Annotated in this window: 13 protein-coding genes, 3 tRNA genes and 3 rRNA genes; 7 read left to right on the forward strand and 12 right to left on the reverse strand. The window is 66.7% G+C overall.

What is annotated here, in order from left to right; all coding sequences use genetic code 11:
• Positions 1-29: 29 nt before the first annotated feature.
• Positions 30-881, reverse strand: coding sequence for an ATP phosphoribosyltransferase (hisG, locus tag P0R32_RS02130; protein ID WP_276238278.1), 852 nt, complete (start codon positions 879-881; stop codon positions 30-32).
• A 186-nt stretch (positions 882-1,067) separates the two neighbouring features.
• A complete protein-coding gene (locus tag P0R32_RS02135) occupies positions 1,068-1,706 on the reverse strand; it encodes a LysE family translocator (protein WP_276238279.1) in 639 nt (212 codons plus the stop codon).
• 100 nt (positions 1,707-1,806) lie between these two features.
• Here P0R32_RS02135 and P0R32_RS02140 point away from each other — a divergent pair, with 100 nt between their 5' ends.
• The 3 genes from P0R32_RS02140 to P0R32_RS02150 all read left to right on the forward strand — a co-directional run bounded on the left by P0R32_RS02140 (position 1,807) and on the right by P0R32_RS02150 (position 4,954).
• On the forward strand, positions 1,807-3,195 hold the full coding sequence (locus P0R32_RS02140; RefSeq protein WP_276238280.1) for a signal recognition particle protein Srp54: 1,389 nt from the start codon (positions 1,807-1,809) through the stop codon (positions 3,193-3,195).
• Positions 3,196-3,313: 118 nt separating this feature from the next.
• Positions 3,314-3,634: a cupin domain-containing protein gene (locus P0R32_RS02145; protein WP_276238281.1), complete on the forward strand. Its 321-nt coding sequence runs from the start codon at positions 3,314-3,316 to the stop codon at positions 3,632-3,634.
• A 69-nt stretch (positions 3,635-3,703) separates the two neighbouring features.
• Positions 3,704-4,954, forward strand: coding sequence for an MFS transporter (locus P0R32_RS02150; RefSeq protein WP_276238282.1), 1,251 nt, complete (start codon positions 3,704-3,706; stop codon positions 4,952-4,954).
• A 30-nt stretch (positions 4,955-4,984) separates the two neighbouring features.
• On the opposite strand, the gene surE is transcribed toward P0R32_RS02150, so the two are convergent.
• A complete protein-coding gene (surE, locus tag P0R32_RS02155; protein WP_276238283.1) occupies positions 4,985-5,854 on the reverse strand; it encodes a 5'/3'-nucleotidase SurE in 870 nt (289 codons plus the stop codon).
• A 115-nt stretch (positions 5,855-5,969) separates the two neighbouring features.
• Here surE and P0R32_RS02160 point away from each other — a divergent pair, with 115 nt between their 5' ends.
• Together P0R32_RS02160 and P0R32_RS02165 are read left to right on the forward strand one after the other, a co-directional pair.
• A complete protein-coding gene (locus P0R32_RS02160) occupies positions 5,970-6,563 on the forward strand; it encodes a magnesium transporter (protein ID WP_276238284.1) in 594 nt (197 codons plus the stop codon).
• On the forward strand, positions 6,564-7,121 hold the full coding sequence (locus tag P0R32_RS02165; RefSeq protein ID WP_276238285.1) for a magnesium transporter: 558 nt from the start codon (positions 6,564-6,566) through the stop codon (positions 7,119-7,121).
• Between the two features lie 36 nt (positions 7,122-7,157).
• Here P0R32_RS02165 and P0R32_RS02170 read toward each other — a convergent pair whose 3' ends face one another.
• The 3 genes from P0R32_RS02170 to P0R32_RS02180 all read right to left on the reverse strand — a co-directional run bounded on the left by P0R32_RS02170 (position 7,158) and on the right by P0R32_RS02180 (position 8,614).
• On the reverse strand, positions 7,158-7,541 hold the full coding sequence (locus tag P0R32_RS02170) for a secondary thiamine-phosphate synthase enzyme YjbQ (protein ID WP_276238286.1): 384 nt from the start codon (positions 7,539-7,541) through the stop codon (positions 7,158-7,160).
• A 90-nt stretch (positions 7,542-7,631) separates the two neighbouring features.
• Positions 7,632-8,054, reverse strand: coding sequence for an RNA-binding domain-containing protein (locus P0R32_RS02175; RefSeq protein ID WP_276238287.1), 423 nt, complete (start codon positions 8,052-8,054; stop codon positions 7,632-7,634).
• The gene (locus P0R32_RS02180; RefSeq protein ID WP_276238288.1) at positions 8,051-8,614 is read right to left on the reverse strand and encodes an AAA family ATPase; all 564 of its coding nucleotides are present in this window, start codon (positions 8,612-8,614) and stop codon (positions 8,051-8,053) included. The genes P0R32_RS02175 and P0R32_RS02180 overlap by 4 nt, the downstream gene beginning before the upstream one ends.
• 121 nt (positions 8,615-8,735) lie before the next feature.
• On the opposite strand from P0R32_RS02180, the gene P0R32_RS02185 reads away from it, so the two are divergent.
• Both P0R32_RS02185 and P0R32_RS02190 read left to right on the forward strand, forming a co-directional pair.
• Positions 8,736-8,841, forward strand: a tRNA-Arg gene (locus P0R32_RS02185).
• Positions 8,842-9,229: 388 nt separating this feature from the next.
• Entirely contained in the window at positions 9,230-9,607 is a 378-nt protein-coding gene (locus P0R32_RS02190) for a YccF domain-containing protein (RefSeq protein ID WP_276238289.1), read from the forward strand.
• A 57-nt stretch (positions 9,608-9,664) separates the two neighbouring features.
• Here P0R32_RS02190 and P0R32_RS02195 read toward each other — a convergent pair whose 3' ends face one another.
• The 6 genes from P0R32_RS02195 to P0R32_RS02220 all read right to left on the reverse strand — a co-directional run bounded on the left by P0R32_RS02195 (position 9,665) and on the right by P0R32_RS02220 (position 15,875).
• On the reverse strand, positions 9,665-10,537 hold the full coding sequence (locus tag P0R32_RS02195) for a hypothetical protein (RefSeq protein WP_276238291.1): 873 nt from the start codon (positions 10,535-10,537) through the stop codon (positions 9,665-9,667).
• A gap of 88 nt (positions 10,538-10,625) precedes the next feature.
• Positions 10,626-10,701, reverse strand: a tRNA-Cys gene (locus P0R32_RS02200).
• A gap of 170 nt (positions 10,702-10,871) precedes the next feature.
• Positions 10,872-10,993, reverse strand: a 5S ribosomal RNA gene (gene rrf / locus P0R32_RS02205).
• Positions 10,994-11,099: 106 nt separating this feature from the next.
• Positions 11,100-14,015 (reverse strand): 23S ribosomal RNA (locus tag P0R32_RS02210).
• 212 nt (positions 14,016-14,227) lie between these two features.
• A tRNA-Ala gene (locus P0R32_RS02215) sits at positions 14,228-14,299 on the reverse strand.
• Between the two features lie 104 nt (positions 14,300-14,403).
• Positions 14,404-15,875, reverse strand: a 16S ribosomal RNA gene (locus tag P0R32_RS02220).
• The 16S, 23S and 5S rRNA genes sit together here with 2 tRNA genes alongside, the layout of an rRNA operon.
• Between the last annotated feature and the right edge of the window lie 115 nt (positions 15,876-15,990).

A 15,990-nucleotide genomic window follows, 5' to 3' on the forward strand; every position in this document is an offset into this window, starting at 1 on the left:
GTCCGCTCGGCGGACGCTCCTGCGAGCGACTACTCGACGAGGCGTTCGATCTCGGTGACGAGGATATCGCTGGCCCCGACGCCCTTCAACTCGGAGATGGTCTCGAACACCTGCCGCTCGTCGACGACCGCGTGGACGGCGACGTGGTCCTCGTCGCCGTCGGCGACGTCCATCACCGTCGGGCCGCCCATCCCGGGCAGCACGTCTTTCACCGCCTCGAGGTCGTCGCGGCGAGCGTTCATCATCAGGTAGCGCTTCCCCTCGGCGGCGACGACGGACTCGAAGGCGGTGGCGACCTGCTGGACCTTCTCGTCGTCGGCCACGTCCGAGCGGGCGAACAGCCGGACGGATGAGGCGAGCACCTCGTCGACGATGGCGAGGCGGTTTACCTGCAGCGTCGTCCCCGTCGAGGTGATGTCGACGATGGCGTCGGCCATGTCGACGTGGGGGGTGAGTTCGGTCGCGCCCGTCACCTCGACGACTTCGCAGTCGATGCCTTTCCGGTCGAAGTAGTCGCGCGTGACGCGGGGGAACTCCGTGGCGACCGTCAGGCCGGTCACGTCCGCTGGCTCGGTGATGTCGCCGTCCTCGGGTGCCGCGAGGACGAGTCGGCAGTTGCCGTAGCCGAGGTCGAGCAGGTCGACGAGGTCGTGGCCGGACTCGCGGGCTTGGTCGAGGCCAGTGATCCCCACGTCGGCGGCGCCGTCGGCGACGTACTCGGGGATGTCGGCGGCGCGCGCGAACAGGACTGTGACCTCGGGGTCGACGGTGTCGGCGTACAGCTGTCGGTCGGCGGTGTTCTCGATGTGGAGGCCAGCCCGTTCGAGGACCTCGATCGTCGGCTCGTGGAGACGGCCCTTGTTGGGGACGGCGATGCGCATGTCCGAGGGGACGGCGGGGCCGTCCTTGAGTCCGTCGGGGACCAGACCAGACCAGACCAGACCAGACCAGACCAGACCAGACCAGACCAGACCAGACCAGACCAGACCAGACCAGACCAGACCAGACCAGACCAGACCAGACCAGACCAGACCAGACCAGACCAGACCAGCCCCGCCGACTGCTCGTCACACCACCCGGCCGACCAACGCCACCGCGAGCGCGACCAGCACGCCGGCGGAGCCGAGGCGGACGACGCGCGCTGCCCGTCCCGACGTCACGGCGCCGACCCGTCCCGCGAGCGCGCCCACCGCCCCGAGGTACGCGACCGTCAACAGCGCGTACACGACGCCGAGCGCGAGCATCGCGCCCGTCGCTCCCTCGCCGGCGAAGCCCGGGAGGAACGCGAGGAAGAACAGCGCGACCTTCGGGTTCGCGACGTTGGTGACCAGTCCGCGCCGGAACCCCGCCACAGCGGTCCCGGCCCCGCCGTCCGTCCGGGTTTCGTCGCCCGGCGGTGTCGCGCTCGACTCGAAGCCGTCCCCGCTCGCCGTCTCCAGCGCGAGCCACAGGAGGTACGCCGCGCCGCCGAGGGTGACGACCGCCGCGGCGGTCGGCACCGCGCGGTAGACGGCCGCCAGCCCCAGCGCCGCGGCGGTGGCGTGGACGAGCACGCCGACGGCGACGCCGACCGCCGCGCCGACGCCCGCCGCTCGGGAGTCCAGTCCGCGGGTGAGGACGACGAGCGTGTCCTGCCCGGGGACGAGGATCAACGCCCCCGCGGCGGCGACGTAGGCGGCGAGAGTCGTGGCGTCGATCCCGAACACGGACGGCAGTTCGCGAGGCTGTGGGAAGGGGTTTCGGTGCCGCGTCACCGAGCGACAGGGAAGCCTTTACCGCTCGGACTGCTACGGGCAGGCAAGACCAATGGTACTCGACGATCTGGGGACCTCCCTCCGGAGCACGATGGACTCGCTCCGCGGGAAGTCCCGCATCGACGAGGAGGACGTTCAGGAGGTCGTCAAGCAGATCCAGCGCTCGCTGCTGGCGGCCGACGTCGACGTCGACCTCGTGATGGAGCTGTCGGACAGCATCAAGACCCGCGCGCTGGAGGAGGAGCCGCCGGGGGGCACCACCGCGCGCGACCACGTCCTCAAGATCGTGTACGAGGAGATGGTCGCGCTCATCGGCGAGTCGACCGAGATTCCGCTCGAAGAGCAGACGATCATGCTCGCCGGCCTCCAGGGGTCGGGGAAGACCACCACCGCCGCGAAGATGGCGTGGTGGTTCTCGAAGAAGGGCCTGCGCCCCGCCGTCATCCAGACGGACACGTTCCGCCCCGGCGCCTACGACCAGGCCAAGCAGATGTCGAGCAACGCCGAAGTGGAGTTCTACGGCGACCCCGACTGCGACGACCCGGTCCAGATCGCCCGCGAGGGCCTCGAAGCCACCGAAGACGCCGACGTGCGCATCGTCGACACCGCCGGGCGCCACGCGCTCGAGGACGACCTGATCGACGAGATCGAACAGATCGACGACGTGGTCCAGCCAGACCGCTCGCTGCTCGTGCTCGACGCCGCCATCGGCCAGGGCGCGAAAGAGCAGGCCCGCCAGTTCGAGCAGTCCATCGGCATCGACGGCGTCGTCATCACGAAGCTCGACGGGACGGCGAAGGGTGGGGGTGCCCTGACGGCGGTCAACGAGACCGGCTCCTCCATCGCGTTCCTCGGCGCCGGCGAGACGGTCCAGGACATCGAGCGCTTCGAGCCGAACGGCTTCATCTCGCGGCTGCTCGGGATGGGCGACCTCAAACAGCTCTCCGAGCGCGTCGAGCGCGCGATGGCCGAGACGAGCGAGGAGGACGACTGGGACCCCGAGCAGATGATGGAGGGGGAGTTCACCCTCAAGGACATGCGCAACCAGATGAAGGCGATGGACCGCATGGGCCCGCTCGACCAGGTGCTGGACATGATCCCCGGGCTCGGCGGCGGGCTGATGGACCAGCTCCCGGACGACGCGATGGACGTGACGCAAGAACGCATGCGCTCGTTCGAGATCGCGATGGACTCGATGACCGAGGAGGAGTTGGAGAACCCCGCGGTGATCAAGAGCGACCGCCTCGCGCGCATCTCCCGCGGGTCGGGCGTCCCCGAGGAGCGCATCGAGGAGTTGCTCGAACAGCACAGCATGATGAAGCGCACCATGGACCAGTTCGGCAACATGGGCGACGGCGACATGCAGCGGATGATGAAGAAGCTCCAGCAGCAGGGCGGCGGTGGCGGCGGCGGCATGGGCGGCATGGGCCCGTTCGGGTGACGCAGGCGCCCACCGACCGCCGCGGGCGACGCCGACCCGTCGCGCGACCGCAGTAGTCGATTCGTACCTCGCGGGAACCGACGACAGCTAGTAGCCGGTATCAACGGATCCGGGTCGTATGGGATACACGCGGGTCAACTACCGCGACGTCGACGCCGTCGGTGGCGGCCTCCACTTCCTGCGCGGGCCGTTGGAGTGTGAGCGCCTCGGCGTCACCGTCATCGAGTGCGACCCGGGGTGGACCGGGAAGCTCCACGACCACGCGAGCGACGACCACGAGGAGGTGTACCTGCTCGTCGAGGGCGAGGCGACCGTCGTCGTCGACGGCGAACGCGTCTCCCTGACCGCCGGCGACGCGATCCGTATCTCACCCGAGGCGACCCGGCGGATCCACAACGGCGACACCGAGAGCACGTTCGTGCTTGCGGGCGCCCCGTAGGCCGGGTCGCCCGGGCGACCTGGCCGCTTCCGCTCGGCTTTTGACGGCCACGGACCTCCGAGGAACCGAATGGCCACCGGAACCGGCTCGCGCCTGCGCGCGCTCGCCGACTACGACGTGCTCGCGCTCACGGCGCTGATCTGGTTCCTCGCGAAGTTCCTCCGGTACGCGTTCCCCCCGCTGTTCCCCACCTTCCGCGAGACGTTCGGCGTCTCCAACGCCGCGCTCGGGCTGGCGTTCACCGCGATGATGACCGTGTACGCCGCGATGCAGTTCCCCAGCGGCGCGCTCGCCGACCGCGTCGGCGCCCGACAGGTGATCGTCGCCGGCGCCGGCGTCGCCGGCGCGGGCGCGCTCGTGCTCGCGGTGCCGGTGCCCGACGAGGTCGCGCTCGCCGTCATCGGCGGGGGGATGCTGCTCGTCGGCCTCGGGACGGGCGCGCACAAGACCGTCGCGGTCCGCCTGCTGTCGCGGCTGTACCCCGCCCGAACCGGTCGGGCGCTGGGCATCCTCGACACCTTCGGCGCCTTCGGCGGCGTCGCCGCCCCCGCGGCGGTCGTCGCCGTCACCGGCGCGGCGCTCGCGGTGCCGGGAGTCGGCGTCGACTGGCACACCCTGTTCCTCGTCGGCGCGGTCGCCGCCGGCGGACTGGCGGCACTGTTCCTCCGCCGGGTACCACCCGCCGACGACGCCACGGGCGGCGACGGTGACGGGAGCGGCGGCGGGCGTGGCGACGACGCCGACGGCCTCCGACGGTACGCCGCGCTGTTTCGGGAGCCAGCGTTCGCCGCGTTCGTCGTCGTCACCGTCTGCTTCTCGTTCGCGTACAACGGCGCCGTCGCGTTCCTCCCGCTGTACCTCACCGACGCCGCCGGCCTCCCCGAGACGACCGCCTCGCTGCTGTACTCCGGGCTGTTCGTCGTCTCCCTGGTGCAGTTGGTCACGGGCGACCTCTCCGACCGCGTCGGGCGGCTCCCGGTGATCGCCGCGACGCTCGCGCTCGCAGCGGCGGCGCTCGCGCTCTTGCTCGTCGTCTCGGGCGTCCTCGCCGTCGGCGTCGCGGTCGTCGCGTTCGGCCTCGGCTCCCACGGCTTCCGGCCCGTCCGCGGGGCGTACCTCTCGGCGGTGATCCCCGAGTCGTCCGCCGGGGGCGGCCTCGGCGTCGTCCGGACGCTGCTCATGGGCGCCGGGGCGCTCGCGCCCGCAGCCGTGGGAGCGGTGGCGGACGCGACCGGGTTCGCTGCGGCGTTCGGCCTGCTCGCGGCCGCGATGGCCGCCGCCGTCGCCGGCACGGGCGTCGTCGCCGTCGTCGACCGGTGAAGCGCCGGTAGCCGTGCGAACCGCGGGTTCTCAGTCGTCGTCCGCGGCGACCCCGTCCTCGCGCTCGGCGACCCACGCGCGGTTCACCGCGGCGACGAGGTCGTCGACCCCCTCGGAGTGGACTGGCGTCTGGGGCACCCGCAGCGGCGAGACGCTCACGTCGCCCGCGACGACCGCCGCGCGGTCGGACCACGCGGGGTAGGAGCCACCGACGTCCGCGAGCGACGGGTTCCGCCCGGCGTACTCGAAGCGCGCCCAGAAGTCGGACTCCAGGCGCCACTCGCCGTCGTGGCGCTCGCGCTCCTCGTCGGTCGCTTCGCGCACGTCGACGCCGTAGTCCGCCAGCGGTTCGGTCAACCGGAGGTCGCCGCCGGTGTCGTCGAGCGGGGCGTTCACCGACAGCAGGTCCGCCTCCGCGAGGTCGACGCCGCCGTCGAGCACGTGCGCGACGAGCAGGCGCGTGAGGCGGGCGGGTACGTCGAAGGTGAACCCCTCGGGCGGGAAGAACGCCTCGCGGTCGTACGCGGAGACGGCTATCGCGGGCGTGCCGAGGTACGCCGCCTCGACGGCGGCGCCGACGGTGCCCGAGTGACCCATGATGTACTCGCCGCAGTTGGGACCGTGGTTACAGCCGGAGACGACGAGGTCGAAGTCGGGCTCTAGCGCCCGGAGCGCGTACGCGACGCAGTCGGCGGGCGTGCCGTGGACCGCGTGGCCCCACTCGTGGTCGTCGACGTCGACCGCGCGCGAGCGCGCACGACCCACGCCAGACTGGTTCTCGGCGGGCGCGACGACAGTCACGTCTGCCACCGCGCGCAGTTCCTCGTACAGCGCCGCGATCCCCGGTGCGTCGACGCCGTCGTCGTTCGTCAACAGCACCCGTGGCGAGGAGTCGGTCATTGGTGGGGCGAGGGAACACGGGGGCAAGTGCCCGTCGGTGTCTCGCCCCCGACCCCCGGTCGCCCGGGGCGCACGGGCACCCGACTTTTGTCGGGCGGGCGCGTCGGTGCGGACGATGGGTATCCGCGAGACGGCGCTGGAGGCGTACCGCGAGGCGCTGCCGGCGCTGGCCGCCAGCCTCGTCGGTGGCCTCCTTGCGGGCGTCGTCCTCGGCGGGATGCGTGCGGAGTTCCGCGCCGTCGAGGGGTTGCTCGTGCTCGTCCCCGCGCTCCTCGCCACCCGCGGGAACGTGTACGGGAGCTTCGGCGCCCGCGTCTCCACCGGCCTCCACCAGGGGCTCGTCGAGCCGCGGGTGCGCGCGGGCGACGAGCGACTCCGCCGCGCCGCCGTCGCCGCGCTGGTCAACGGCCTGCTCGCGTCGACGGTCGCCGCCGTGCTCGCGTACCTCGTGCTCACCCTCCTCGGGGCGGGCGTCGCACCGCTCCCGGTGCTCGTTGCGATCGCGCTGTTGGCGGGACTCATGTCCGGCACGGTCCTCACCGTCGTCGTCGTGCTCGTCGTGTTCGCGGGCTACCGCCGGGGGCGCAACCCCGACACGCTCGTCGGTCCGATCGTCACCACCACCGGCGACGTGTTCGGCGTGCTGTTCCTGCTGGTCGCAGTGCGGGTCACGCTCGGCGTCGCGGGCCTGCTCGGGGGTGGCGCGTAGATGGCGACCGACTGGACCGTCCGCGCGATCACTCGCGCGATGCTCCCCGTGTTGCTCGTGCTCACGACCGTCGAACTCGGCTCCGGCCTCGTCCTCGGTGCGTTCGAGGACCGCCTGCTCGCGGCGCCGTCGCTGCTCGTGCTCGTCCCGGTCACCATCGGCACCGCGGGCAACCTCGGCTCCGTCCTCGCGGCGCGCCTCTCGACGGCGTTCCACCTCGGGACGCTCAGCTTCGACGCCACCGACGACGAGTTGGTGGGGAACGCCCTCGCGACGGTCGCGCTGTCGGTCACGCTGTTCCCGGTCATCGGCCTCGGCGCGTGGCTGCTCGCGTCGCTCGTCGGCGCGACGACGCTCTCGGCCGGCACGGTGCTGCTGGTCGCGCTGTCGTCTGGCGTCACGCTCGCCGTCCTCGCCGTCGCCGTGACGCTGATCGCGACGTACGCCGCCTACCGCCTCTCGCTCGACCCCGACGACGTGGTGATCCCCGTGGTCACGAACGTCTGCGACGTGCTCGGGGTGGTCGTGCTGTTCGGAGCGGTGCTCGTGTTCACGTAGCGGCGACGCAGCGCGACGCGGCGCGCCCGCGGCCACTCACTCCGCGATCACCCGGATGGTCCGCGTGCGCGGGCCATCGCACTCGACGAGGAGGACGGACTGCCAGCGCCCCAGCGCGAGGTCGCCATCCTCGACGGGGACCGTGACGCTCGCACCCAGCAGGAGCGCCCGGAGGTGTGAGTCCGCGTTCCCGTCCAACTCGTCGTGCGCCCACCCCTCGTCGGGCGCCAACCCCGCGACGAACGTCTCGATGTCGTCGAGGAGCCGTCGCTCGGCCTCGTTGACGACGAGTCCCGCGGTGGTATGCTCACAGAAGACGGTGCAGGTGCCCGTCGCGTCAGCGGGGAGGGCGTCGCGGACGCGGTCGGTCACGTCGCGGACGGCGGTGTGGCCGGCGGTGTCGACGGTGAACGTCGCCATACCGGTCGTCTCGCGGTCGGTGACCAAGAAGCTCCGGCGGCGACGAAGGTCGAATCCGCCGGTCGACCGTCCACGGTCGCCCCCTCTCCCTCAGCGGCGGTCGGGGTCGATCGGCGTGCCGTCCTCGGTCGGCGGCGCGAGGTGGTCGATGTACTCCTCGACGGAGGGAGAGCGGACCGTCACGTCGACGTCGATTTCGCCCAACTCGTCCGGTTCGCCGACGGCGAAGTTGACGACGCCTTGGAAGGCGGCCTGCTTCTTCAGGCTGAACGAGAAGCCGTCGTCGACGGCGTTGCGCTCAAACTCGCGGCGGGCGGTGTCGAGGATCTCCTGTTCGTGGAGTTTGTCCGAGAAGTCGTCGAGGGTGTGGGCCTCGCCGACGAGTTTCCCGGGTTCGGAGACGAACTCGACGTTGGTGAACAGCGCCTCGACGGCGTCGCGGACGCGGTCGGTCACCTCCGTGTCGCGGACGGGCGCCTCGATGCGCACGTCCACGCTGTAGACGGTCGTCACTCCCCCACCTCCGCGGCGCCCACGAGCACCGTCCGAACCCGGTCGCGGAACGCCGCCAGCGTGTCGGTGTTGTCGATGGTCACGTCTGCCGCGTCGATGACCTCGCCCATCCCGAAGCCGAGTTCGCGCTCCTCGCGCTCGCGCAGCGCCTCGCGGTCCACGTCGGAGTCGTCGCGGCCGCGGTCACCCAACCGCTCGGCGCGCACGTCGAACGGGGCAGTGATCGCCACGAGGGTGAACTCGTCGCCGAAGCGCTCGCGGAACCGCTCCAACTCGACGGGCGCGCGCAGGCCGTCGACGAGCACCGTGTCCGCCTCGTGGTCGGCCGCGGCCTCCTCGATGAGCGGGATGGACCGCTCGGCGATGGCGGCGGAGCCGTTCTCCTCGCGCAGCGCTCGCGCGATGGCGCCGTGGTGTTCCGCGGGGTCGAGCCCGCGGTCGCGACACTCCGCGCGGATGACGTCCCCCATCGTGACGACGGGCACGCCCTCCTCCTCGGCGACCGCGGCGGCCTCGCCCTTGCCGCTGCCGGGCAGGCCGACCGTTCCGATGACTCGCATCACCCGTCGTTCGCCGCTCCCCGGATTAAACCCTGCGAGCGGCGCCCGTCCGGCGACGGTGACGCCCGCCGCCGGCCGCGACCGCGCCGCTTTTGCCTCCGCCGCGTGTGACATCGACCGAGGGCGCGTAGCTCAGTCCGGATTCAGAGCGTCGGACTTCTAACCGGGCCGGGATTCCGGCGCGGGGAGCCATCCGACGGTCGCGGGTTCAAATCCCGTCGCGCCCGTTCACTTACTTCGTTCGTTCTCGTCCGCGACGTAGTCACACTCGCTTCGCTCGCGTGACTCCCGTCGCGCCCGTAGTAGTCGAGCGGGAGCGAGACTCGAAGGGCGTCACACGGTGATTTGAAGCAGGGAGTGAAGCGAGCGAGAGCGAGCGAAACGACCGTGGTTCAAATCCCGTCGCGCCCGTTCACTCACTTCGTTCTCGTCCGCGACGTAGTCACACTCGCTTCGCTCGCGTGACTCCCGTCGCGCCCGTTGCGCGGTCGAGCAAAGCGAGACCGCGAGTGCGAACGGTGAACGTAGTAAACCGTGAGCGATCCGTGCCGCGAGCGACGACGACGGAGCGCGGACCGGGACAAGGGCTTCACCCGCCCGGCGCGTTCTCCCGGTATGGCACAACACTCGCTGTTCACTCGCGCGCTGTGGTTCGTCGCGGTCGGCTGGTGGGCCACGCCCGCCGTCGTCAACCTCGCGTGGTTCCTCAACGCGACGATCATCGGCCTGCCGCTGGGGATCAAACTGATCAACCTCGTCCCGACGGTGCTCACCCTGAAGGAGCCGCGGTCGCTGTCGGTGCCCGCCGACGCGCGCGGTCAGCGGTCGCTGCTCGTGCGCGGCGTGTACTTCGTACTCGTCGGGTGGTGGCTCAGCCTCCTGTGGGCGAACGTCGCCGCGTTCCTCGCGGTGACGATCGTCGGGCTCCCGGTGGCCTACTGGATGTTCAATCGCCTCCCGTACGTCACGTCGCTGTACCGGTTCGACGGATAGCCGTCGCTCGCGAGTGGTGGAGAACGGGAGAAAATCGGTGAGTCGTGCGGACCGCGCTCAGTACCGGGACGGCATGTACGCCAGCCCCAGCAGGAAGAACGCCGAGACGCCGCTGAGGATGGTGACGCCCCACAGCCCGTTCGTCAGCCGGGTCTGGGTGGCCGTCTCCTCCTCGTAGGCGTGGTACGTGTCGAACTCCTGCGTCAGCACCATCGTCGAGTTGTCCGGGAAGTGCGCGAAGTACGTCGTCCCGCCGACGGTGACGTTCGCGTGGTGCGCGACGGAGATTTCGTTGGTGCGCGGCGCGACGTACTCCAGCGTCGCCGCCTCGCTCGTCACGCTCGCGATGGTCGCGGTGTTGTCCTCGACGTTGTCGACCTCGTCGCCCACGTCGAACTCGCGCGTCTCGGGCGCCGGGAAGTACTCGGCTGCGGGGATCAGCGTCCGGTTGTCGCCCGCGCGCTCGACGACGTACTCCTGGCCGTCGACGGTGGTCGTCTCGTTCTCGACGTCGTCGTCGTTCTGGAGAATGGCCGTCCGGTTGACGTTCTCGACGAGCGTCACCGTCTCCGAGCCGTTGTCGGTGGCGACGGTCCAGCTCTGGTTCTCGTACGTCACCGAGGAGCCGTTGGCCCACTCGACGGTGTACAGCGCGGACTCGTTGGTGAACTCGAGCGTCCCGGAGCGGACGAGTTCGGCGCCGCCGCCGCCGCCGCCGTGTCCGCCACCGCCGCCGCTCTCGACTTCTGCGGAGATGCCGGAGACGGCGTACTCCTGGTCGCCGACGGTGAACGTATCGCCCTGGTTCAACCGATGATCGGGGTTCTCGAAGGAGAGCTGCGGCGCGCTCGCTGTCGCGATCAGCGAGAACGAGGCCGCCCCCACGACGAGGAAGAACGCGACGTAGATGGCCGCGGCGCGTCGTTGCATACGTGAGCCACGGGTCGCCCGGAGTTTAACCGTTTTCTTTCCGAGAACGCGTGCGGGCGGCTCCGCGGTCCGGTGCGTGCTGCGAGAAAGCCAAGGGCCGGATTTGAACCGGCGTGGTTCTCCTCTGCAGGGAGATGCGTATGGCCGGACTCTGCCACCTTGGCGCAGGTGAACGGAGACGTGTGAGGCGTTTAAGCCTAGCGGATCCGCGTGTCCGCGCCGATCGCGGGCGCTGTCGCTGTCGAGTGTAGTACCGTACGTGCGTGTGTCTGTAAATGAAGAAAGCCCACCAGCACGCGTGTGCTGGTGGGCTTTCCAAATGGTTACTATGAGTGGTGGGCGGCGAACCGGTGTTTCCAGAGGCTCTCGCACTCCAGGACTGGCCGGAACGCTGGCGGGCTTAACTTCCGTGTTCGGGATGGGTACGGGTGGTGCCCCGCCGCTATGGCCGCCCGAAGGCCGACCATCGGGAACGATCCGATGTGTGCCAACGTCGGTCTTCGGCCGATATGTACGTGCAATCCAGGTAACGCCTGGACCCGTTCACGGGTCCCAGTGCATATGAGTGTGGCTTGGTCTGTTAGTGCTCGCGGGCTGAACGTCTCGTTGCCTCGACGCGTACACCCCGAGTCTATCGAACTCGTCTTCTACGAGTGACCTCGGTGGTACTTCTTTTCCAAGTGGGTTTCGAGCTTAGATGCGTTCAGCTCTTACCCCGTGTTGCGTAGCTTCTCGGCAGCTGCCCTCTCGGACAACCGATACACCAGTGGCAACCATTCGTAGTTCCTCTCGTACTATACGAACGTTCTCGTCAAGTACCGTAACACCCCCAATAGATAGCAGCCGACCTGTCTCACGACGGTCTAAACCCAGCTCACGACCTCCTTTAATAGGCGAACAACCTCACCCTTGCCCGCTTCTGCACGGGCAGGATGGAGGGAACCGACATCGAGGTAGCAAGCCACGCGGTCGATATGTGCTCTTGCGCGTGACGACTCTGTTATCCCTAAGGTAGCTTTTCTGTCGTAAATCCGGGCCATTGAGGCCCTTGATCCGTTCGCTAGACCACGCTTTCGCGTCAGCGTCACTCGCTTGGAATGACACTGTCAGACTTCCTTGTGCTCTTGCGCTCTTCCGCGGGTTCCTGTCCCGCGTGAGGAAATCTTGGGGCGCGCTCGATATCTTTTCGAGCGCGTACCGCCCCAGTCAAACTGCCCGGCTACCGGTGTACTCCTCCCGGAGTGAGAGTCGCAGCCACTGACGGGTAGTATTTCAGTGATGTCTCGGTGGCCCGCTAGCGCGGGTACCTGTGTAATGACTCCTACCTATCCTGCACGTCAGCGGCCACGTCTCAGCGACAGCCTGCAGTAAAGCTCTATAGGGTCTTCGCTTCCCCTTGGGGGTCTCCAGACTCCGCACTGGAACGTACAGTTCACCGGGCCCAACGTTGGGACAGTGTGGCTCTCGTTGATCCATTCATGCGAGTCGCTACTGAAGCGACAAGGTACTACGCTACCTTAAGAGGGTCATAGTTACCCCCGCCGTTGACAGGTCCTTCGTCCTCTTGTACGAGGTGTTCAGATACCTGCACTGGGCAGGATTCAGTGACCGTACGAGTCCTTACGGATTTGCGGTCACCTGTGTTGTTACTAGACAGTCGGAGCCACCGAGTCACTGCGACCTGCCCCGTAGAGGGCAGGCATCCCTTATTGCGAACGTACGGGACTAACTTGCCGAATTCCCTAACGTCGGTTGCTCCCGTTGGTCTTGGCTTGCTCTGCCAGGGTACCTGTGTCGGATCTCGATACGAACATCACGCTCGTCTTTTCACGGGCTCTAGATAGGACCGACTTGCGCTGTTTCAGGCTTCTTCCGCTTCGTGCCGTTACGGCTTCCACGGAGTTCCCTGATTTGACTGGGCGAGTGCCCAGCTCGATCGTTTCCAAAGCGTCGACTTTCAGTGCGTGATGGCACTGGAATATTAACCAGTTACCCGTTCGTCCGGTTCGAATTACGGCCGGACTTAGGATCGGCTAACCCTCGGCTGATTGGCAGTGCCGAGGAACTCTTACCCTTCAGACCTTCGGGGTTCGCACCCGAATATCGCTGCTACTGTGACCAGGATTGTCGTTACTGAGCGGTCCACGCGAGCTCTCGCCCGAGCTTCCATCCGCACAGTACGCCGACCTACACGATCCCTCGGTGAAGAGGGCGGTTAGGTATCAGAAGTGGATTTGAGTCCCGATCATTTTGGGCGCCTTGAACCTCGGCCGGTAAGCTGTTACGCTTTTCTTAGCGGGTAGCTGCTTCTAAGCTCACCTCCCGGCTGTTTAGGGCTCAAGACTACCTTCAGAGGATTACACTTAATCCACATTTTGGGTCATTAACCTAACTCTGGGTTGTTCCCCTCACGGTGCCCAAGCTTACCCCGGGACACCGGACTCCCTCCGTCAGCGGCGTTCGTACGTTCGGAGTTCGACAGGGAGGCCGACTCCTCTCGGAGGCGGGTCTCCCAATCGGTGGCTCTACCGCACGAACTACCTCAGGAGAGGTCATGCTTCGACATGTTTCGGTCGGAACCAGCTGTTGCCGAGTTCGATGGGCCTTTCACCCCTACTCCAAGATCACGCGAGGGTATTGTAGGACACCAACGCTAACGGACCTCCACGTGCCTTTCGGCACGCTTCATCCTGCCTCGGAGTAGATCACTCGGTTTCGGGTAGTACTGCTTCGACTCCCCGCGCTTGAACACGGCGGCCCTCGCAATGCTGCGGCCTTGTCGGTTTCCCTGCGCCTTCCACGATAATCGTGTTAGACTCGCCGGAGCAGTACACTCCCTGGTTCGTTTTTCAAAACGCACGACGGAACTTCGGCTCCTCACTCGTCTTACTGGAGACTCGCGTCTCGGTCATTCTGAGTGAGGCCTTTTAAGCCCCGTCGCTCTATCGCCAACTGATTTCAGGCCCTATTGCACCGCCCTTCTCGGGGTGCTTTTCAGCGTTCGCTCACGCTACTTGTTCGCTATCGGTCTCGAGGAGTGTTTAGTCTTCTCAGTCGATGCCTGAGATATTCACGAGGGATATCCAACCCCCGCTACTCTGGGAACTGATCCGCAGGACGCGTTCGTGATACGGGACTGTCGCCCTGTATCGTGCTCCGTTCCAGGAGACTTCTCACGAACCCGAACTGCTTGGTATCAGCCCGAACACCACATTGCCCGTGAGGGCTTCGGTTTGGACTGTGTCGCGTTCACTCGCCGTTAGTAACGACATCTCGGATTGATTTCTCTTCCTGTTCCTACTAAGATGTTTCAATTCGGAACGTTCCCCATTGCGCAAGGCAATTGTAGAGGGATTCCCATTCGGAGATCTCAGGTTCTTCGCCTCCATGCGGCTTCCCTGAGCTTATCGCAGCTTGGCACGTCCGTCGTCGGCTCTCGAGCCGAGCCATTCACCAGTTGGCACAGTAGCCAATTGACTGATGGTACACTGTGACCCGGTGAACGGGTCCAGTGGACGTCTGGATTGCACGTACATACGGCCGTCATCGCACGTCACGTGGGTGTCACGCGAGCGTGCTCAACCCTTCCCATTCCCGCTCTCGCGGAATGGTGCATCGGTCTTGCGTCGGGTATCATCGTATCGCCGTCTGCCGTATAAGGCACACGGTTCGCGACGACACCCGAAGACATGGACCCACTGGGATTCGAACCCAGGGCATCCTCCTTGCAAAGGAGGCACTCTACCACTGAGCTATGGGCCCACCCCCTTGCGGGGGGTGAACGAGCCTCGATGGTTCGAAGGTGCCCGATCGGCGTCGGGAACGGACCGAAAGGTGAGCCAGGGCGTCGCCCTGGTCTCGATCTGTGGAGGTGATCCAGCCGCAGATTCCCCTACGGCTACCTTGTTACGACTTAAGCCCCCTTGCGAAGCCCAGATTCGACCTGGCAACCCAGGCCTCATCCGGACCTCACTCGGGTGCTTTGACGGGCGGTGTGTGCAAGGAGCAGGGACGTATTCACCGCGCGCTTGTGACACGCGATTACTACCGAATCCAGCTTCATGTGGGCGAGTTTCAGCCCACAATCCGAACTACGACCAGGTTTGTGAGATTACCGTCCCCTCTCGGGGTAGGAACCCATTGTCCTGACCATTGTAGCCCGCGTGTAGCCCAGCCCATTCGGGGCATACTGACCTACCGTTGCCCGTTCCTTCCTCCGCCTTGGCGGCGGCAGTCTCCCTAATGTACCCAACGACCTCAAGGGTCTTGCTGGCAATTAGGGACGCGGGTCTCGCTCGTTGCCTGACTTAACAGGACGCCTCACGGTACGAGCTGACGGCGGCCATGCACCTCCTCTCTGATCGTCTGACAAGCTCATCACACTGGTCTTCATTCGAACAGTCGGGGCTGGTGAGATGTCCGGCGTTGAGTCCAATTAAACCGCAGGCTCCTCCGGTTGTAGTGCTCCCCCGCCAATTCCTTTAAGTTTCATCCTTGCGGACGTACTTCCCAGGCGGTTCGCTTCTCGGCTTCCCTACGGCACAACACAGACTCGTAGTCTGCGTCGCACCTAGCGAACATCGTTTACAGCTGGGACTACCCGGGTATCTAATCCGGTTCGAGACCCCAGCTTTCGTCCCTGACCGTCGGAGCAGTTCTCTCAAGATGCTTTCGCCATCGGTGGTCCGTCCAGGATTACGGGATTTCACTCCTACCCCGGACGTACCTCTTGAGTCTCCCTGTCCCAAGCCGAGCAGTTTCCGCCGGACGCCTACCAGTTGAGCTGGTAGATTTCCCGACGGACTTGCCCGGCCGGCTACGGACGCTTTAGGCCCAATAAGATCGGCCATCACTCGAGCTGCCGGTATTACCGCGGCGGCTGGCACCGGTCTTGCCCAGCTCTTATTCGTGCATCACCTTACGATGCACAAAAGCGAAGGCACTATGCCTCCGCACTCGGAGTCCCCCTATCGCACTGTCGTGCAGTGTAAAGGTTTCGCGCCTGCTGCGCCCCGTAGGGCCCGGAATCTTGTCTCAGATTCCGTCTCCGGGTTCTTGCTCTCACAACCCGTACCGATTATCGGCACGGTGGGCCGTTACCCCACCGTCTACCTAATCGGCCGCAGCCTCATCCTACGGCGTCGGAACGTTTCCGGCTCCCGGCGTTCCAGCGTGGGAGCAGTATCCGGGATTAGCCTCAGTTTCCCGAGGTTATTCCGGTCCGTAGGGTAGATTGGCCACGTGTTACGGAGCTATTCGCCACGGGTCTAAACCCGTGCGACTAGCATGGCTAAATCGGACTCCGATAGCAATGGCCTCCGGCAGGATCAACCGGAATGTTCCTCCCTGTGAAGGGAGGGAGTGGCGGGAAGTCACGCGCGTTGCGTGACTCACCATTGCGTGGTCCATGTTCGGCGACACCAATCGGGTGACACCGAACCATCGAGGCTCAC

Source organism: Halobaculum marinum (assembly GCF_029338555.1).
Taxonomy (GTDB): Archaea; Halobacteriota; Halobacteria; order Halobacteriales; family Haloferacaceae; genus Halobaculum; species Halobaculum marinum.